Origin of the sequence: Streptomyces echinoruber (assembly GCF_014651135.1) — a bacterium.
Classification (GTDB): Bacteria; Actinomycetota; Actinomycetes; order Streptomycetales; family Streptomycetaceae; genus Streptomyces; species Streptomyces echinoruber.
In genome coordinates this window covers 324,485-343,557 of the sequence record NZ_BMWH01000001.1, presented here as the reverse complement: position 1 = coordinate 343,557, position 19,073 = coordinate 324,485, and the positions used below count along the sequence as shown (strand labels likewise).

Here is a 19,073-nt window from a genome sequence, read left to right as displayed (position 1 = left end):
CCGCGGAATCCCGGCGGAAACCCGTGTGCACCGCGCCCCGGAGGAACCCATGCGCACACCGCCCCTCGCCTCAGGCCCCCAAGGCCCCGACGCACTGCGGCCGTTGCTCGGCACCGTGCTCGACACGCTCGCCGCGGGCGCCCGCGCCCGCGGCGGCCCGCTGCCCGCCGGCGGCCCCGGACAGGTCGCCGCCCGCCTGCGGGACGCGGTGGGGGAGGTGCTGCCCGCGCACGGCGACCCCGACGCCCTGCGCACCCTCGTCCACGCCCTCGCCGCCGGCGCCGCCGACCCCGCCCACCCCCTGTGCGCGGCCCACCTGCACGGCCCACCCCTCGCCGTCGCCACCGCCGCCGACCTCGCCGCCAGCGCCCTCAACCCCTCCCTCGACTCCTGGGACCAGGCCCCCTCGGCCTCCGCCCTGGAGGAACTCGTCACCCGCGCACTCGCCGCCGAGGTCTTCCCCGCCGCACCCGCACCCGACGCCCTCGTCACCACCGGCGGCACCGAATCCAACCTGCTCGCCCTCCTCCTCGCCCGCGAAAGGCACGGCGCCGGCCTCCGCCTCGTCCACGGCGCCAACGCCCACCACTCCCTGCCGCGCGCCGCCTGGCTGCTCGGCCTGCCCGACCCCGTCGCCGTACCCGCACCCGGCGGCACCCTCGACCCCGCCGCCCTCGACGCCGCCCTCACCGCACTGCCCGGTCCCCTGCTCGTCGCCGCCACCGCCGGCACCACCGACGCCGGCCTCATCGACCCCCTGCCCGAGATCGCCGCCCGCTGCGCCGCCCACCGCACCCGCCTCCACATCGACGCCTCCTACGGCGCGGGCCTGCTGTTCAGCGACCGCCACCGCGCCCGGCTCACCGGCCTCGACGCCGCCCACACCGTCGCCCTCGACCTGCACAAGCTCGGCTGGCAGCCGGCCGCCGCCGGACTCCTCGCCGTCCGCGACCCGAGCGACCTCACCGCCCTGAACCAGCGCGCCGACTACCTCAACGCCGACGACGACACCGAAGCGGGCCTGCCCGACCTGCTCGGCCGCTCCCTGCGCACCACCCGCCGCCCCGACATCCTCAAGATCGCCGTCACGCTGAAGACCCTCGGCCGCTCGGGGCTCGGCGCCCTCGTCGACACCGTCTGCGCCCGCGCCCGCGACCTGGCCGCCCTCGTGCGCGACCATCCCGCCTGGGAGCTGTACGACGAACCCGTCCTCAGCACCGTCCTCTTCCGGCCCGCCCACGCACCCGACACCACCGTCGCCGCCGTCCGCCGCCGCCTCCTCACCGACGGCCGCGCCGTCCTCGGCCGCGCCCGCCTCGACGGCCGCCTCTGGCTCAAGGCGACCCTCCTCAACCCCCACACCCGGCCCGACGACCTGGCCGCCCTGCTCCGACACGCCGAAGAGCACCTCGAAGAGCACCTCGAGAAACACCTCGAGGAATACCTCGAGAAACACCTCGAAGAACACGTTGAAGAACACATCGAGGAGCGCGCCGGGAGACACACCGGGAGACACACCGGGAGACACACCGGCGACCCCACCGAGAACCCCGCGGACGCCGCCGAGAACCTCGTGGAAGGACACACCCCCCGATGAGCACCACCCCCCACCCGCCCCGCCACGAGCCCGAGCCCGGCGCCCCCCGCGACCTGGTCGGCGTCGGCATCGGCCCGTTCAACCTGTCCCTCGCCGCCCTCGCCCACCCGATCCCCGGCCTCGACACCGTCTTCTACGAACAACGCCCCCGCTTCGACTGGCACCCCGGCCTGCTCATCGACGGCACCCGCCTCCAAGTCCCCTTCCTCGCCGACCTGGTGACCCTCGCCGACCCCACCAGCCCCTGGACGTTCCTCAACTACCTCAAGACCCGCGACCGCCTCTTCCCCTTCTACTTCGCCGAGCGCTTCCACATCCAGCGCGCCGAGTACGACGCCTACTGCCGCTGGGTCAGCGAGAACCTCCCCCGGCTCCGCTTCCGTCACCGGGTCGACGCCGTCCGCTGGAACCCCGGACGCAACCTCTTCGAGGTCGACCACACCCGGCTCGGTCCCGACGGCGAGGCCCGAGCCACCGGCCGCACCCACACCCGCGCCGTCGTCCTCGGCATCGGCACCGAACCCCACGTCCCCGACCCGCTCCGCCCCCTCGTCGACGCACCCGACGTCCCCGCCCTGCACGCCGCCGACTACCTCACCCACCGCGACACCCTCCTCGCCGCCGGGCACGTCACCGTCGTCGGCTCGGGCCAGTCCGGCGCCGAAGTCCTCCTCGACCTGCTCCGCCACCGGCCCCCCGGCCGCGAACGCCTGCACTGGATCGGCCGCACCCCGGCCTTCGCCCCCATGGAGTACTCCAAGCTCGGCCTGGAACACTTCACCCCCGACTACACCCGCTACTTCCACGCCCTGCCCGAACCCGTCCGCGACCGGCTCCTCGCCGCCCAGTGGCAACTCCACAAGGGCATCGGCGCCGACACCCTCGCCGCCGTCCACGACGAGCTCTACCGCCGCACCCTGCACGGCGGCTGGCCCGACGCCCACCTCGTCCCCGGCGTCCGCGTCCGCACCGCAGGCCGCAACGGCGGCCGCATCGAACTCCACCTGGAACACGTCCAGCAGGGCACCCGCAGCCGCCTCACCACCGACGCCGTCGTCCTCGCCACCGGCTACCGGCAGCGCCCCCTCGACCGCATCCTCGCCGACCTCGACCCCCACCTGCGCCGCGACAGCCGCGGCCGCCCCCGCATCGACGCCCGCCACCGCCTCGTCCTGGACCCCGCCATCAGCGCCACCGGCTGCGCCGTCCACGTCCAGAACGCCGAAACCCACACCCACGGCGTCGGCGCCCCCGACCTGGGCCTGGCCGCCTGGCGCAGCGCGAGCATCCTCAACACCCTCACCGGCAGGGAGGTCTACCGCCTGCCCGGACGCACCGCCTTCACCACCTTCGGCCTCGACCAGCTCCATCCCCACCCCCACCCGTGCCCGCAGACCCCGCCCGCCCGTCACCCCCGGGAACTCACCCCCCTCGCGGACGGGACCTGAGGCGGCGGATGCGGGACGAGATCCCGCCGCGCGTCACCGTCCGGCGGGCACCGACCTTCGCCACGCATCCGCCGGGCGGTGGCTCACCGACCTTCGCCGTGCACCCGCCGGGCGGTGGCTCACCGACCTTCGCCGCGCATCCGCCGGACGGTGGCTCACAGGCCCTCGCCGCGCATCCGCCGGGCGGCGCGGCCCAGCAGCGCCATGGCGCCCAGGCAGACCGCGGAGACCGTCCCGCCGACCACGACGGCCCGCGGCTCGGCCTCCTTGACGCCGTTGCCGAGCATCATCGCCGCCAGCGCCAGGATGACCGAGTACAGGGCACGCCCGACCCGCGCACCGGCCGGGATCACCCGCAGCAGCTGCGGGATCGTGGACGCGGCGGCCAGACCCATGCCGAGCGGGAGGGACGCGCCGAGCACGAGCGCGCCGAAACCGAAGGAGTTGCCGTACGCGCCCCAGCCGGCGCCCTTGACCAGCAGCCAGCCCGCGGCGCCGAGGGACAGCACGACCAGCACGCCGTTGACGTAGGCGGCGAGGGTGGCGGCCTTGCGGGCGCCGGGCAGATGCGCCGCGGGAGAGCGCCAGGCGTCCGGGGTGATCAGCCGCAACTGCCGGCGCAGCGCGACCAGGTGTGTCTGCGCCAGCGCCCCGACGGCCAGCAGGACCAGCCCGGCCGCCGCGGCGGCGAAACCGGCCGGCTTCTCGGTGAGGCCGTAGTGGACACCGCCGAAGGTCAGCGGAAGGCCGAGCACGAAGCCGACCGCGAACGTCTTGGACTTCTGCTGGATCTTCAGCACCAGGCCGCGCTGGTCCGGCGTGAGGTTCGGATCGATCCGCATCCGCGCGTCACCGATCCGCAACTGCGGGGCCTGCGGCGGCGGGACGTGGCCCTGCGGCGGGTACGGCTGCGGTGCCTGCGGCTGCGGCGGGTACGGTCCCTGCGGCGGCTGCGGATGGGGCTGGTACGGCCCCGGCCCGCCGTACGGTCCCGGCTGCCCGTACGCCCCCGGCCCGCCATAGGGTCCCGGCTGCCCGTACGGCCCCGGCTGCTGCTGACCCGGATACATGGATTCTCTCCCCCGTAACGACCGACGTATCGGCCCGGGAGTCTGCCACATCCGCCCCCGGCGCCCCCGGCGGTCCCGGCATTCCCGGCGGTGCTGCCGGAGGCGGATGCGGCACGGCCCCCGCCTAGAACACCGGCGTGCCGTCGCGCGTCAGCCGCCAGTCCACCGACGCGAAGTCCTTCGGGTCCAGCACCCCCTTCGCGGTCACCCACTCCGCGATCCGGGTGCGGATCTCCGTCGACTCCGACCACAGCTCCTTCGCCGACGCCACGTACGGGAACGCGCCGCCGCCGTTGGCCCGGTAGTTGTTCACCGCCAGCACGAACTGCTGCGCGTCGTCCAGCGGCGCCCCGCCGAACGTCAGGTTCCTGATCCGCGAACCCGCCGGCTGCGCGATGTCGATGTCGTACTTCAGGCCCGACACATAGTCGTAGTTGTAGTCCGGGCGGCCGCCCGCGTTCGTCAGCTTCTCCACGTCGATCGCCGCGTCCGGCGCCGTCTGCACGAAGTACTCCGCCGAGTACTCCAGGTACGCCCGCACCTGCGCACCCGTCATCAGCTTCGCGACCAGCGTGTTGTCGTACACGTACAGGCTCGACAGATCCCGGATCGTCACGTCGCCGGCCGGGATCTCCGACGTGCGGGAGAACGGCGAGGCCTGCGCGATCACCGGCAGCGACGCGTACTCGGTGCCCGCCAGAGCCGCCTTGACGACGTCCTCCTGCACCTTCGTGATCAGGTCGACGATCGGGGCGTCCTGGTAGCGGGCCTCGGCCGTCGTCAGCGTCTGTGTGGCCCGGCCCACCACCTGGTTGACGTACGCCACCACCTTCGCGTGCTCGTCCGACAGCAGCCTCGTGATCCGCGGGTCGTCGGCGACGGTGCGGGCATCGCGCAGCGAGGCGGAGACCGACTCCACCTCCCACCGGCCCCCGCGGAGGACCAGCTCGATGTCGAACAGGGTCAGCCGCTCCGCGAAGCACAGCGGCTCCGACAGCACGACCGTCCGCCCGGTCCGCTCGTTGACGACCTTCAGCTCCGGGATCTCCACGTGCGCGTGCCCGACCAGGATCGCGTCGATGCCGGGCACCTGCCGGGCCACGTTGACCGCCGCGTTCTCCACGTACGGCACCTGGTCACCGTACGACGACGTGCCCGACGTACCCGAGTGCGCCGACACCACCACCACGTCCGCCCCCATCGAACGCAGCCTCGGCACCCACTTCGCGGCCTGCTCCTCCAGCCCCGGGAACGTCAACTTCCCCTGCACATAGGCCTTGTCCCAGATGGCGATGCCCGGGTTGGTCAGCCCCAGCACCGCGACCCTGACCGGCGGCGCACCCGGCACACGGAACTTCTTGACGAAGTACGGCGGGAAGGCCGGCCTCAGCGTCGTCGCGTCCAGCGCGTTCGCACCGAGCAGCGGGAAACGGCACTGCTGCTCGAACCTGCGCAGCGTCTCGATGCCGTAGTTGAACTCGTGATTGCCCAGCGCCGCCGCGTCGTAGCCGATCGCGTTCATCGCCTGCGCCATCGGGTGCACCGGGCCGCCCTGCGCGGTGATCGGCTCCACCTTCGCGTAGTAGTACGTCAGCGGAGTGCCCTGGATCGTGTCGCCCGCGTCCAGCAGCAGCGTGTTCTGCCGGCCCTTCTCCTCGCGGACCTGGTTCACCAGCGTCGAGATCCGCGCCAGACCCTGCGCGTTGCCCGCGCTGTCCCGGTACTCCGCGTTCTTGAAGTAGTCCCAGTTGAACACGTGCCCGTGCAGGTCGGTCGTGCCCATCACGGTGAGGGAGTACCGCCTGGCGGGCCTCCCGCGGCCCGTCGCCTCCCGCGCCTCGGCGGCCTGCGCCGCCGGGGCCGCCGCCGCACCGGCGAGGGCCACCCCCGCCCCGGTCACGGCGGACTCCTTCAGAAACTTCCGGCGGTTCAACGGCATGTCCGGTCTCTCTCCTCGGCCAGGCGACGACGCGCGCAGACGGCAGGTGCGGTAGACGGCAGGTGGGGTAGACAGCAGATACGGGTGATGCGCGTAGATTCTGACCTGAACATGACCGACGGCAACAGGTCCGGCAGGTTTCGATCCGGTGACCCGCCGGACGAACCCAAGCGCCCGCACCGGCCGGCGAGGACGGAACGAGACGTACGACCACCCCGGCGAACCCCGGCCGGCCACCCCCTTTACCCCGCCTCCACCCGCCTTCAACCGCCCTCGCCCGTCAAGCCGAACGCGCCACCGAAATCACCCGCACATTCCATAAACCCGACGCACACCAGCCCGAAAAAACAGCGGCCGACACCGGGAAATGCTCATCAGAGCACCTCGTCGCACAATGAAAAACTTGTCAACAACCTTTCACCCCAAGGCCGTTGAGTGGTCACACCCAGCCAATTCGCTACCCGCCGGTAAGCCCTAGGCTCGCACCATGCGCCGAGCGAAAATCGTCTGCACCCTGGGCCCCGCCACCGACTCCTACGACCAGATCAAAGCCCTGGTCGAAGCCGGAATGGACGTCGCCCGCTTCAACCTCAGCCACGGCACCCACGCCGAACACGAGGAGCGCTACCAGCACGTCCGCAAGGCCGCCGACGAAACCGGCCGCAGCGTCGGCATCCTCGCCGACCTTCAAGGACCGAAGATCCGACTCGGCCGATTCCGCGAAGGACCCGTACTCCTCGAACGCGGCGACACCTTCACCATCACCACCGAAGAAGGCACCGAAGGCGACCACCACACCTGCGGCACCACCTACGCCGGCCTCGCCACCGACGTCCGCCCCGGCGAACGCATCCTCGTCGACGACGGCCGCGTCTGCCTCCAGGTCACCGCCGTCGACGGCCCCCGCGTCCACACCACCGTCCTCGAAGGCGGCATGATCTCCGACCACAAGGGCCTCAACCTCCCCGGCGTCGCCGTCTCCGTCCCCGCCCTCTCCGAAAAAGACGAGGACGACCTGTGCTGGGCCCTGCGCACCGGCTTCGACATCATCGCCCTCTCCTTCGTCCGCAGCGGCCACGACGCCAAACCCGTCCACCGCATCATGAACGAAGAAGGCCGCCGCCTCCCCGTCATCGCCAAGATCGAAAAACCCCAGGCCGTCGACGCCCTCGACGACATCGTCGCCGCCTTCGACGGCATCATGGTCGCCCGCGGCGACCTCGGCGTCGAAATGCCCCTCGAACGAGTGCCCCTCGTCCAGAAACGCGCCATCAAACTGGCCAAACGCAACGCCAAGCCCGTCATCGTCGCCACCCAGATGCTCGACTCCATGGTCGACAACTCCCGCCCCACCCGAGCCGAGGCCAGCGACGTCGCCAACGCCGTCATCGACGGCACCGACGCCGTCATGCTCTCCGGCGAAACCAGCGTCGGCACATACCCCACCGAAACAGTCGCCACCATGGCCCGCATCATCGAGGCCGCCGAACACGACCTCCTCGCCAACGGCCTGCCCCCGCTCACCCAAAACAACAAACCCCGCACCCAGGGCGGCGCCGTCGCCCGCGCCGCCGCCGAGATCGGCGACTTCCTCCACGCCCGCTTCCTCGTCGCCTTCACCCAGTCCGGCGACACCGCCCGCCGCCTCTCCCGCTACCGCTCCCCGATCCCCCTCCTCGCCTTCACCCCCGAACCGGCCACCCGCTCCCAGCTCAGCCTCACCTGGGGCGTCGAAACCTTCCTCGGCCCCCACGCCGACTCCACCGACGCCATGGTCCGGCAAGTCGACGAACTGCTCCTGCAATACGGCCGCTGCCGACCCGGCGACGTCGTCGTCATCACCGCCGGCTCCCCACCCGGCATGCCCGGCACGACGAACATGGTCCGCGTCCACCACATCGGAGAGGGCGACACCCTCGGGTGACCCTCAGTGCTTGGGCCCAACATGAGCGTCGAGCAGCGCCACGGACGCCCTCCGGGCGACCGAGACGGTGACGGCGGCGCGACTCTGGTTCAACGTCCGCCACTCCACACCCACCCTGTCCAAGGCGTCCGTGAAGAGACGGATGATGTCGGCGGACGTGTTCGTGAAGAAGTACCGCGGATACTCATAGCGCCTGCGCTCACCGCCGACCAGCCGGGTCGTCCAGTTGACGACCCGGCAGCCGTCCGAGTGGATCAGACCGCGGATGAACTCCCAGGGGTGCGCGTCGACGATCTCCCGCTGCCAGGGTTCGAGCACGATCCGGCGCTCGTGCTTCTTGCCGGGGCCGTGCTGGGGGAAGAGGCACGTCCAGTGCTTGCTGTAGCAGGTGACATTCTGGCAGCCCTGCCGTTGCACGCGGAACACCTTGTTGTCAGGGCGGACCAAGCGCATGGCCTCGGCGCAGGCGTCAATCAGTCCAGGCCAGGCGTCGGCGCAGGTGATGCGCAGGAAGTACACGCCTTTCGCGAACGCGCTGATGCAGCCGTCGCCGAGATACAGCCCCAGAAGGTAGGCGTAGGCGGCCGGCTCCTCGGGAAGTCTGGGAACGTCTTGACGCCGAGGGCAGGGAACTGCGCGGCTTGCCCAGCCGAGCGGCTCGATACGGGTCTGCCACGAACGGATCGCGGCCCGGGACACGCCTGTCTCCCTGCTGACGGAGTTGAGGCTGCGCCCCTGAGCGACGAGCGCCAAAGCTCGCTTGCGTGTACCGATGTCGTACATGCGACCACTGTGCGCTACTGATCGCGACCGAGCGAAACAAAAAGCGGAGGTTCACGCGAAGGTGAGCGTCCGCTTCTCAGAAGGTGACCTTGGAATCCGAGGAAACGTACCCCGGGTCGGATTCGAACCGACGCTGTATGGTGTTTGAGACCATTGCCTCTACCGCTGGGCTACCGGGGCCCCCTTCAAATTGAAGGTCGACGGATACCCGCCGCGTCCCCACCATACCGCAGCTAGGTACCCTCGTGTCAGCAGTACCCCTGCCCCGAACGAGGAGCTTCCGTGACCGCCGAGTCGCCCCAGCCCGTTGACGTGCCCGACGACGACAAGTCGCACGTGCCTCCGATGACGACCCGTGTCGTGATCGCGGAGGACGAGGCCCTGATCCGGCTCGACCTGAAGGAGATGCTGGAGGAGGAGGGCTACACGGTCGTCGGTGAGGCCGGTGACGGCGAGCAGGCCGTGGAGCTGGCCCGTGAGCACCGGCCGGATCTGGTGATCCTGGACGTGAAGATGCCGAAGCTGGACGGGATCTCGGCGGCGGAGAAGATCGCGGGGGAGCGGATCGCGCCGGTGTTGATGCTGACGGCGTTCTCGCAGCGGGATCTGGTGGAGCGGGCCCGGGACGCGGGGGCGATGGCGTATCTGGTGAAGCCGTTCAGCAAGAGCGACGTGGTGCCGGCGATCGAGATGGCGGTGAGCCGGTTCAACGAGTTGAAGGAGCTGGAGAAGGAGGTCGCGGATCTCTCCCAGCGGCTGGAGACGCGCAAGCTGGTGGACCGGGCGAAGTCGATCCTGCAGACGGAGTACGGGCTGACGGAGCCGGCGGCGTTCCGGTGGATTCAGAAGACGTCGATGGATCGGCGGATGTCGATGCAGCAGGTGGCGCGGGCTGTGATCGACGATCATGAGGAGAAGAAGGCGGCGAAGGCGGCGAAGCAGTCGGACAAGGGGTGAGTCCGGGGCCGGCTGAGTCCGAGAGCCCGGCAGCCCGGGAGCCCAGGAGTTCGGGAGTCCGAGAGCCCGGGAGTCCAGGAGTCCGAGAGTCCGAGCGTTGATGTGGCCGAGGCCCGTACCCCGGGGTGGGGTGCGGGCCTCGGCCGTGTCGGTGTGGGTGGGTGGGGTGGTGGGTGTCAGTCCTCGCCGAGGTAGGCCTTGCGGACGGATTCGTCGTGGAGGAGGTCTTCTCCGGTGCCGGAGAGGACGATCCTGCCGACTTCCATGACGTGGCCCTGGTCGGCGAGGGAGAGGGCGGCTTGGGCGTTCTGTTCGACGAGGAGGATGGTGGTGCCCTGGGATTTGAGTTCGGCGATGGTGGCCATGATCTTCTGCATCATGATCGGGGAGAGGCCCATGGAGGGTTCGTCGAGCATGAGCAGTTTGGGCTGGGACATCAGGGCGCGGCCCATGGCGAGCATCTGCTGCTCGCCGCCGGAGAGGGTTCCGGCGGCCTGTTTGCGGCGTTCTCCCAGGATGGGGAAGAGGTCGTAGGCGCGCTGGATGTCCTTGTCGATGCCTGCCTTGTCCTTGCGGAGGAAGGCGCCGAGTTGGAGGTTCTCCTCGATGGTGAGGCGGGGGAAGATGTGGCGGCCTTCGGGGGAGTGGGCGAGGCCGAGGGCGACGATCTTGTGGGCGGGGGTGCCGTTGAGGGGCTTGCCGTCGAAGGTGATCTTGCCGTGGGTGGGTTTGAGCAGGCCGGAGAGGGTGCGCAGGGTGGTGGTCTTGCCGGCGCCGTTGGTGCCGATGAGGGTGACGACTTCGCCGGCGTCGACCTTGAAGGAGATGCCTTTGACGGCTTCGATCTTGCCGTAGGCGACCCTGAGGTCCTCGACCTCGAGCAGTGCGGTCACTGGGCTTCTCCCTTGGTGCTGGTGGTGCTGCTCTGCGGGGCGGCGCCGGTTTCCGCGGCGGCGACGTCGGCGGTTTCGGCGGTGCCGGGGTCGCCTTCGAAGGGTTCGCCGAGGTAGGCGGCGACGACGCGTTCGTCGGCCTGGACGACGTCGGAGGTGCCTTCGACGAGTTTTTCGCCTTGGACGAGGACGGCGACGCGGTCGCAGAGGTTGAAGATGAAGCGCATGTCGTGCTCGATGACGAGGACGGCGATGCCTTTGTCGCGGATGGCGAAGACGAGTTCCTCGGTGGCGCGGGTCTCCTGCGGGTTCATGCCGGCGGTGGGCTCGTCGAGGAGCAGCAGGCCGGGTTCGCTGGCGAGGGCGCGGGCGATTTCGAGCTTGCGCTGTTCGCCGTAGGGGAGGTTGCGGGCGAGGTGGTCGCGTTTGGCGGCGAGGCCGACGAAGTCGAGCAGTTCCATGGCTCGTTCTTCGCTGGCTTTTTCGGCTTTGCGGAAGCCGGGGCCGCGCAGGAGGGCGGACCAGAGGCCTTCCTTGGTGCGGGTGTGGCGTCCGACGAGGACGTTTTCCAGCACGGTCATGTTGGCGAAGAGCCGGATGTTCTGGAAGGTGCGGGCGATGCCTGCCTTGGTGACGAGGTGGGGTTTGGGCGGCAGGACGGTGCCTTTGTAGGTGACGGTGCCCTCGGTGGGGACGTAGAGGCCGGTGAGGCAGTTGAAGAAGGTGGTCTTGCCGGCGCCGTTGGGTCCGATGAGGCCGACGATTTCGCCGGTGTTGACGGTGAAGTCGACGGAGCGGACGGCGGTGAGGCCGCCGAAGCGCATGGTGACGCCGCTTGCCTGGAGTACGGGTGTGGTCATGGTGGTCACGCCCCCGCCTTGGTGGTGACGGCGGGTTCGCCGGTGAGGGTTGGGGTGTCGGGGATGTCGAGCTGGCCGGTTTCGTGGAATTCGAGCTGCCGGCGGCGGTTGGCGATGATGCCTTCGGGGCGGAAGCGCATCAGCAGGATGAGTGCGATGCCGAAGGCGAGCAGGGATTTGTCCTGCAGGAAGTCCAGTTTCTCCGGCAGCAGGTAGAGCAGGGCGGCGCCCAGCAGGGGGCCGGCGACGGTGCCCATGCCGCCGAGGACGACGGCGGCGAGGAGGAAGGCGGAGTTGGGCGGGGTGGAGCCGGCGAACTGGTAGGGGGTGGGGACGACGCTGTAGGTGACGTGGGCGCTGACGGTGCCGGCGAGGCCGGCGAGGGAGGCGCCGAGGGCGAAGGCGATGAGCTTGACGCGGAAGCCGTTGATGCCCATGGCGGTGGCGGCGGTCTCGTCCTCGCGGATGGCGATCCAGGAGCGGCCGATGCGGGAGTCGGCGGCGCGGGTGTAGACGAGGACCACGATGGCCATGATGAGGACCATCAGCAGGTAGTAGTTGGCGAATCGGCCGAGGGTGAAGCCGCCGAGGTCGTGGGGGTTGCCGAAGTTGAAGCCGAACAGCTTCAGGTCGGGGATGGAGGGGATGCCGTTGGGGCCGTTGGTGACGTCGGGTCCGGATTGGCCGTCCATGTTGTTGACGGCGATGCGGAAGATCTCTCCGAAGCCGAGGGTGACGATGGCGAGGTAGTCGCCGCGCAGGCGCAGGGTGGGTGCGCCGATGAGGACGCCGAAGACGAGGGAGGCGGCCATGCCGGTGAGGGCGGCGGCCCAGAAGGGGAATTGGACGCCGGAGAATTTGGAGAATTCGGAGCCGGAGACCAGGGCGGCGGTGTAGGCGCCGACGCCGAGGAAGGCGACGTAGCCGAGGTCGAGGAGGCCGGCGAGGCCGACGACGATGTTCAGGCCGAGGGCGACGGTGCCGAAGATGAGGATGTTGACGCCGATGTTGGCGTAGTGGTCGTCGGTCTGGGTGAAGGGGAAGGCGATGGCGGCGGCGAAGCCCATCGCGAGGGTGAAGCCGCGGTTGGCGGCGACCAGGCGGGAGAAGCGGTCGAGGAGGCCGGCGGTGTGCAGGGCCCAGACGGCGAAGACGACGACGATGAGGTAGCCGATGAAGAGTTCGCCGTATTCGGTGTCGATGCCGTAGGTGAAGACGGCGAGGCCGAGGGCGGTGACGGCGGTGATGATCAGTCGCTGGGCCCAGCCGTTGAGGGGTTGGGCGGCGGGGATGTGTTCGGGTTTGGCGACGTAGGCCTTGATGGTCTCCTTGGTGCCGCCGGTGCTGCCGGTGCCGCTGGTGGCGGTGGCCGGGGGGAGGGCGAGGGCGCCGAGGAGGGGGAGGAGGGAGGCGACGGCGGCGATCCATCCGCCGGGTTCGAGGTTGACCAGGCCGCCGAGTTCGATGGCGATCGCGAGGATGGTGAACCAGGTGACGCCGAAGGCGCCGACGGCGGTGAGGAGGAGGGGGGTGTTGTTGCCGGCGGGCAGCAGCCAGCGCAGGCCGCGCACCTGGTAGGAGGCGAGGGTGAAGAGGGTGGTGAGCAGGCCGGCGGTGAAGGTGAGCCATTGCAGGCCGCCGGGGTAGCCGTAGACGGTGAGGTCGCCGGGGAATTCGCTGGTCCACGTCCAGGCGAGGAAGGTGGAGGCGAGGGTGGCGAGGCCGCCTGCGAGGAGCAGGGCGCGGGCGGCGGCGGTGGGCAGGGGGAGGGGGCCGCGGGGGGCCGTGGTGGCCGGGGCGGTGTTTTCGGGGGTGGGGGTCTTGGTGGTGTCGGTCATGGTGATCACGCCCTGTCCGCGACGCGTTCGCCGAGCAGGCCCTGGGGCCGCAGCAGCAGGACGAGGATGAGGAGGCAGAAGGCCCAGACGTTGGCCCAGCTCTGGCCGCCGAGCTGCTGCATGCCGGGGATGTTGTTGATGTAGGCGGAGGCGAGGGTTTCGGCGATGCCGAGGACGACGCCGCCGAGCATGGCGCCGTAGATGTTGCCGATGCCGCCGAGGACGGCCGCGGTGAAGGCTTTGAGGCCCATGAGGAAGCCCATGCGGTAGTCGACGTTGCCGTATTTGAGGCCGTAGGAGACGGCGGCGACGGCGGCGAAGAGGCCGCCGATGGCGAAGGCGATGACGATGATGCGGTTGGTGTCGATGCCCATGAGCTGTGCGGTGTCGGGGTCCTGGGCGGTGGCCTGCATGGCGCGTCCGGTGCGGCTCTTGCGGACGAAGTAGGCGAGGGAGGACATGCAGACGATGGCGGCGATGATCAGGAAGATGTCGGCGTCCTTGATGGTGACGGCGCCGAGGTCGTGGGTGGTGTCGAGGCTGGGGAAGGAGCGGGCTTTGTCGGCGCCGGGGTAGAAGTTGCGGACGACTTCCTGCAGGGCCAGGGAGAGGCCGATGGCGGTGATGAGCGGGGCCAGTCGTGGTGCCTGTCGCAGTGGCCGGTAGGCGAAACGTTCCGCTCCTACCGCGACGAGGACGGCGACGATGGCGCCGCCGATCAGCATGAGGGGGACGGCGGCCCACATCGAGGTGCCGTGGGGCAGGATGTAGGCGTAGACCGTGAGGGCGCCGAAGGCGCCGGTCATGAAGATCTCGCCGTGTGCGAAGTTGATCAGCTGGACGATGCCGTACACCATCGTGTAACCGATGGCGATCAGCCCGTACATCGAGCCGAGGAGCAGCCCGTTGGCCAGCTGCTGCGGCAGGGTGTTCACCGCGTGGCCTCCATGTCGCTGGTGGTCGTGGTCGTCCGCACTCGGGGTGCGGGCGGGGGTGTGGAAGGGGCCGCGCGGTCGGGATCCTCCTTCCGCGCGGCCCGTGCTGCGGTGTGCTGGCGGCTGGGGATCAGCCGTTGTAGGTGCCGGTCTTCACAGCCTTCCACTTGCCGTTGACGACCTGGTACACCGTCAGCTGCTTGTTGGTGGTGTCGCCGTACTGGTCGAAGGCGACCTTGCCGGTGATGCCCTCGAAGTCGGACTTCTGGACCTCGTCGACGACCTTGGCGCGCAGGTCGGTCTTGATGTCGCTGGGCAGCTTGCCGCCGTTGGCGTCCTTGACGGCCTTGACGGCCTTGATGATGGCGCTGGCGGCGTCGTAGGCGTAGGCGCCGTAGGCGGCGTAGTCGCCCTTGTAGCCCTTGCTCTTGTAGGTCTGGATGAACTGCTTGGCGGCGGGCAGGGTGTCGGCGGGGACGCCGACGGAGGTGGCCAGGTCGCCTTCGGCGGCCTTGCCGGCGACGTCGATGTAGGTGGAGGCGAACATGCCGTCGCCGCCGAACAGCGGGATCTTGACGCCGGCGTCCTTGAGCTGCTTGGTGATCAGCGAGGATTCGTCGTACTGGCCGCCGTAGTAGAGCAGGTCGGCCTTGGAGTTCTTGATCTTGGTGACGAGGGAGCCGAAGTCCTTGTCGCCGGTGTTGACGTGGTCGGTGCCGACGACCGTGCCGCCGTAGCTCTTGAACTTCTCCGCGAAGATCTTGGCGAGGCCGGAGCCGTAGGTCTGCTTGTCGTCGACGACGAAGGCCTTTTTCTTCTTCAGGCCCTGGGCGGCGTACTGGGCGGCGAATCCGCCCTGGTTGGCGTCGGTGGTGGCGGTACGGAAGTACGTCTTGTACGGGCGGGTCTTCTTGGTCTGCCAGTTCTTGCCCTGGGTCAGCTCCGGGTTGGTGTTCGAGGGGGAGATCTGGACCATGTTGGCCGAGGCGAACACCTGCTGCATCGACTGGGCGACACCCGAGTTCAGCGGGCCGACGGCGCCCACGACGGTGCCGTCGCCGACCAGGGCGGTGGCGTTGGACTGGCCGTTGGCCGGCTGGGCCTTGTCGTCCAGGGCCTTGACCTTGAACTTCACGCCGGGCACCCAGTTGTTCTTGTTGGCGTCGTCGACGGCGATCTGGACACCGTACTGGATGCCGAGGCCGGTGGTGGAGTTCTCGCCGGACAGCGGGGCGTCCACGCCGATGGTCAGGGTGGTGCCGGACCCGTCGCCGCTCTTGTCCCCACTGTTGTCTCGGGAGCCGCAGGCGGTGAGAGTCAGAGCTCCGGTGGTGAGAACGGAGGTAAGTATCACCAAAGAACGCTGTCGCACAATCAGTCCTTTCCGCGGTCACGTCCGCCCTGTGTGAGGACGGCTGGTGCCGCGCCTGTACCGAACTCCCGATGGAGCGGTGACTGGGCGTGACTCTAAGCCTGGTGTGGAGATCTGGGCATCGGCGTGCGCTGGCTTGTGACTTTCTTGTTATGACGCGGTGGAGCACCGGCCTGCGCATGGGGGGCTCTCGGCCGTTTTGGTGGAATTCCCGTTCGGTCCACATGGTGAGAACCCGCACTTCCGATTACTCGTGGGCGAGGGAGCGGGGGAAGGGGGCCGGGACGGGTGCGCGGAAGATCGGAAAGAGCCTGCAAGGGGGCGGCGCGGCAGGGGAAACGGCGGTGCCGGATTGCGTGCGTGTTACGCAGCGTTACACGCGGAAAGGGAAGATCGGCGCTTGGTGGGCGGTCCCGAAGAATGGGATACCGAAATCCGGACCGTGACACGCCGGGTCGTTTCCGGCCTGTCACGGTGATCTCCGGGCGGTCGGGGAGGGAAGGGGGCGCCGGGAGTGGGGGGTGCGGGTGGGGCGGGGCGCCCGGGCGCGGGCTCAGCCGGCGTCGCGGACGGGGGTCTCGTCGCCCGGGCGGACGTCGCGCAGCAGGCAGGTCAGGCGGGCGCTGCACACCCGCCGCCCCTGCTCGTCGCTGATCACGATCTCGTACGTCGCCGTGGAGCGGCCCCGGTGCAGGGGCGTGGCCACGCCGGTCACCAGGCCGGAGCGCACGCCGCGGTGGTGGGTGCAGTTCAGGTCGACGCCGACGGCGATCTTCGAGGCGCCGCCGTGCAGCATCGCGCCCACGGAGCCGAGGGTCTCGGCGAGCACGGCCGAGGCGCCGCCGTGCAGCAGTCCGTAGGGCTGGGTGTTGCCCTCGACCGGCATCGTGCCCACCACGCGCTCCGCCGAGGCCTCGGTGATCTGCACGCCCATGCGGGTGCCGAGGTGCCCGGCGGAGAAGAGGGCCTCCAGATCGACGCCGAGGGCCGCGTACTCGTCGATGACCTCCTGCGGGAACTTCACGCTGTGCTGCTCGCCCATGACACCAGGCTCCGTTCGTCGTTGATCGGTACGGCATCGACTGAGCGAACGCTCAGTCGGTGGCCGATTGTTCCAGACGCACCACGACGGACTTGCTGGCCGGGGTGTTGCTGACCTCCGCGGTGGCGTCCAGCGGGACGAGCACGTTGGTCTCCGGGTAGTAGGCGGCCGCGCAGCCCCGCGCCGTCGGGTAGTGCACGACCCGGAAGCCGGGGGCGCGCCGCTCCACGCCGTCGCTCCACTCGCCGACCAGGTCGACGTAGGAGCCGTCGGCGACGCCGAGCGCGCGGGCGTCGTCGGGGTGGACGAGAACGACGCGGCGGCCGTTCCTGATGCCGCGGTAGCGGTCGTCCAGGCCGTAGATCGTGGTGTTGTACTGGTCGTGCGAGCGCAGCGTCTGCAGCAGCAGGCGCCCCTCGGGCACCTTCGGGTACTCCACGGGCGCCGCGGTGAAGTTCGCCCTGCCGGTGGCGGTGGGGAAGCGGCGCTCGTCGCGCGGGGCGTGCGGCAGGGTGAAACCGCCGGGGCGGGCCACGCGCGCGTTGAAGTCCTCGAAGCCGGGCACCACGCGTGCGATGCGGTCGCGGATCGCGGCGTAGTCCCGCTCGAACTCCTCCCACGGCACCCTGCTGCGCTCGCCCAGCACGCGGCGGGCCAGGCGGCAGACGATGGCCGGCTCGGACAGCAGGTGGGGACTGGCGGGTTCCAGGGTGCCGCGGGAGGCGTGCACCACGCCCATGGAGTCCTCCACCGTCACGAACTGCTCGCCGCCCGCCTGCACGTCCCGCTCGGTGCGGCCCAGCGTCGGCAGGATCAGGGCGCGGGCGCCGGTGACGACGTGGGAGCGGTTGAGCTTGGTCGACACGTGCACCGTCAGGCGGGCCCGGCGCACGGCCGCCTCGGTGACCGAGGTGTCGGGGGTGGCGGCGACGAAGTTGCCGCCCAGGGCGAAGAAGACCTTCGCCTCACCGTCGCGCAGGGCGCGGATGGCGCGTACGACGTCGTAGCCGTGCTCGCGCGGCGGGGCGAAGCCGAACTCCTTCTCCAGCGCGTCCAGGAAGGCCGGGGCGGGCCGCTCCACGATGCCCATGGTGCGGTCGCCCTGCACGTTGGAGTGGCCGCGCACCGGGCACACGCCCGCGCCGGGGCGGCCGATGTTGCCGCGCAGCAGCAGGAAGTTGACCACCTCCCTGATCGTCGGCACGGCGTGCTTGTGCTGGGTCAGGCCCATCGCCCAGCACACGACGGTGCGCTCGGAGGCGAGGATCATCCCGAGCGCCTCCTCGATCTGCGCGCGCGTCAGGCCGGTCGCGGTGAGCGTCTCGTCCCAGTCGGCGGCGCGGGCGGCCGCGGCGAACTCCTCGTAGCCGTGGGTGTGCTCGCGTACGAACTCCTCGTCGACCGCGCCCGGCGTCTCGATGATCAGCCGGTTCAGGAGGCGGAAGAGCGCCTGGTCGCCGCCGATGCGGATCTGCAGGAACAGGTCGGTCAGCGCGGTGCCGCCGGTCAGCCCCCTGGGCGTCTGCGGGTTTTTGAACCGCTCCAGGCCGGCCTCGGGCAGCGGGTTGACGCTGATGATCCGCGCGCCGTTGGCCTTGGCCTTCTCCAGGGCGGAGAGCATGCGCGGGTGGTTGGTGCCCGGGTTCTGGCCGGCGACGATGATCAGGTCGGCCCGGTACAGGTCTTCCAGCAGGACGCTGCCCTTGCCGACGCCGATCGTCTCCGCCAGGGCCGAGCCGGACGACTCGTGGCACATGTTGGAGCAGTCCGGCAGGTTGTTGGTGCCCAGCTCGCGGGCGAAGAGCTGATACAGGAAGGCGGCTTCGTTGCTGGTGCGGCCGGAGGTGTAGAAGACGGCCCGGTCGGGGGAGTCGAGGGCGGCGATCTCCTGCGCGACGATGTCGAAGGCGCGCTCCCAGGTCACCGGCTCGTAGTGGTCGGCGCCCTCGGGCAGGTACATGGGGTGGGTGAGCCGCCCCTGCTGGCCGAGCCAGTAGCCGCTGCGGGCGGCGAGGTCGCTCACGGAGTGCCGGGCGAAGAACTCCGGGGTCACCCGGCGCAGGGTGGCCTCCTCGGCGACCGCCTTCGCGCCGTTCTCGCAGAACTCCGCCCGGTGCCGGTGGTCGGGCTCCGGCCAGGCGCAGCCCGGGCAGTCGAAGCCGTCCTTCTGGTTGACCCGCAGCAGCGTCAGCGCCGCGCGCCGCACGCCCATCTGCTGCCGCGCGACGCGCAGCGTGTGCCCCACGGCCGGCAGCCCCGCCGCCGCGTGCTTCGGTTCAAAGACCTCCGGCGCGTCCTGGACCGGATCACCCTGGGGCGGCTTCGTGGCCATCGCGGTGCGCTCCTTCGCTGGCACGGTGACTTCGCCGGCGTGTCCGGCTCCGCCGGCACGGACTCGCCTTGCTCGCCTTGATC

General features: G+C 70.3%; 14 protein-coding genes and 1 tRNA gene. 4 read left to right on the top strand and 11 right to left on the bottom strand.

What is annotated here, in order from left to right; all coding sequences use genetic code 11:
* The first annotated feature begins 49 nt into the window (after positions 1-49).
* On the top strand, positions 50-1,597 hold the full coding sequence (locus IE225_RS01370) for a pyridoxal phosphate-dependent decarboxylase family protein (RefSeq protein WP_229879123.1): 1,548 nt from the start codon (positions 50-52) through the stop codon (positions 1,595-1,597).
* Positions 1,594-3,045, top strand: coding sequence for a lysine N(6)-hydroxylase/L-ornithine N(5)-oxygenase family protein (locus IE225_RS01365; RefSeq protein ID WP_190055385.1), 1,452 nt, complete (start codon positions 1,594-1,596; stop codon positions 3,043-3,045). Before IE225_RS01370 ends, IE225_RS01365 begins: the two co-directional genes overlap by 4 nt.
* A 155-nt stretch (positions 3,046-3,200) precedes the next feature.
* On the opposite strand, the gene IE225_RS01360 is transcribed toward IE225_RS01365, so the two are convergent.
* Together IE225_RS01360 and IE225_RS01355 are read right to left on the bottom strand one after the other, a co-directional pair.
* Entirely contained in the window at positions 3,201-4,115 is a 915-nt protein-coding gene (locus tag IE225_RS01360; protein WP_190055384.1) for a hypothetical protein, read from the bottom strand.
* Between the two features lie 124 nt (positions 4,116-4,239).
* Positions 4,240-6,054 carry a bifunctional metallophosphatase/5'-nucleotidase gene (locus IE225_RS01355; protein ID WP_190055383.1) on the bottom strand — a complete coding sequence of 605 codons (1,815 nt, stop codon included), beginning with the start codon at positions 6,052-6,054 and terminating at the stop codon, positions 4,240-4,242.
* A 487-nt stretch (positions 6,055-6,541) separates the two neighbouring features.
* Between IE225_RS01355 and pyk the strand changes: the two genes are divergently transcribed.
* Positions 6,542-7,978 (top strand): pyruvate kinase, encoded by a 1,437-nt coding sequence (gene pyk / locus IE225_RS01350; RefSeq protein ID WP_190055382.1) that lies wholly within the window; start codon positions 6,542-6,544, stop codon positions 7,976-7,978.
* Between the two features lie 3 nt (positions 7,979-7,981).
* Here the strand turns inward: pyk and IE225_RS01345 are convergent, their stop codons facing one another.
* Both IE225_RS01345 and IE225_RS01340 read right to left on the bottom strand, forming a co-directional pair.
* The gene (locus tag IE225_RS01345) at positions 7,982-8,761 is read right to left on the bottom strand and encodes a helix-turn-helix domain-containing protein (RefSeq protein WP_190055381.1); all 780 of its coding nucleotides are present in this window, start codon (positions 8,759-8,761) and stop codon (positions 7,982-7,984) included.
* 107 nt (positions 8,762-8,868) lie between these two features.
* Positions 8,869-8,941, bottom strand: a tRNA-Leu gene (locus IE225_RS01340).
* Between the two features lie 102 nt (positions 8,942-9,043).
* Here IE225_RS01340 and IE225_RS01335 point away from each other — a divergent pair.
* On the top strand, positions 9,044-9,718 hold the full coding sequence (locus IE225_RS01335) for an ANTAR domain-containing response regulator (RefSeq protein ID WP_190055380.1): 675 nt from the start codon (positions 9,044-9,046) through the stop codon (positions 9,716-9,718).
* 176 nt (positions 9,719-9,894) lie between these two features.
* Here IE225_RS01335 and IE225_RS01330 read toward each other — a convergent pair whose 3' ends face one another.
* From IE225_RS01330 to IE225_RS01300, 7 genes are all read right to left on the bottom strand, one after another.
* The gene (locus IE225_RS01330; protein WP_190055379.1) at positions 9,895-10,611 is read right to left on the bottom strand and encodes an ABC transporter ATP-binding protein; all 717 of its coding nucleotides are present in this window, start codon (positions 10,609-10,611) and stop codon (positions 9,895-9,897) included.
* Complete coding sequence (locus tag IE225_RS01325) at positions 10,608-11,471, bottom strand: ABC transporter ATP-binding protein (protein WP_190055680.1); 864 nt, start codon at positions 11,469-11,471, stop codon at positions 10,608-10,610. The genes IE225_RS01330 and IE225_RS01325 overlap by 4 nt, the downstream gene beginning before the upstream one ends.
* A gap of 5 nt (positions 11,472-11,476) precedes the next feature.
* Positions 11,477-13,309 carry a branched-chain amino acid ABC transporter permease gene (locus tag IE225_RS01320; protein WP_190055378.1) on the bottom strand — a complete coding sequence of 611 codons (1,833 nt, stop codon included), beginning with the start codon at positions 13,307-13,309 and terminating at the stop codon, positions 11,477-11,479.
* 5 nt (positions 13,310-13,314) lie between these two features.
* Complete coding sequence (locus IE225_RS01315; protein ID WP_190055377.1) at positions 13,315-14,244, bottom strand: branched-chain amino acid ABC transporter permease; 930 nt, start codon at positions 14,242-14,244, stop codon at positions 13,315-13,317.
* Between the two features lie 130 nt (positions 14,245-14,374).
* A complete protein-coding gene (locus IE225_RS01310) occupies positions 14,375-15,601 on the bottom strand; it encodes a branched-chain amino acid ABC transporter substrate-binding protein (protein ID WP_190055679.1) in 1,227 nt (408 codons plus the stop codon).
* A gap of 568 nt (positions 15,602-16,169) precedes the next feature.
* On the bottom strand, positions 16,170-16,658 hold the full coding sequence (locus IE225_RS01305) for a PaaI family thioesterase (RefSeq protein WP_190055376.1): 489 nt from the start codon (positions 16,656-16,658) through the stop codon (positions 16,170-16,172).
* Between the two features lie 52 nt (positions 16,659-16,710).
* Positions 16,711-18,990 carry an FdhF/YdeP family oxidoreductase gene (locus tag IE225_RS01300; protein WP_190055375.1) on the bottom strand — a complete coding sequence of 760 codons (2,280 nt, stop codon included), beginning with the start codon at positions 18,988-18,990 and terminating at the stop codon, positions 16,711-16,713.
* Between the last annotated feature and the right edge of the window lie 83 nt (positions 18,991-19,073).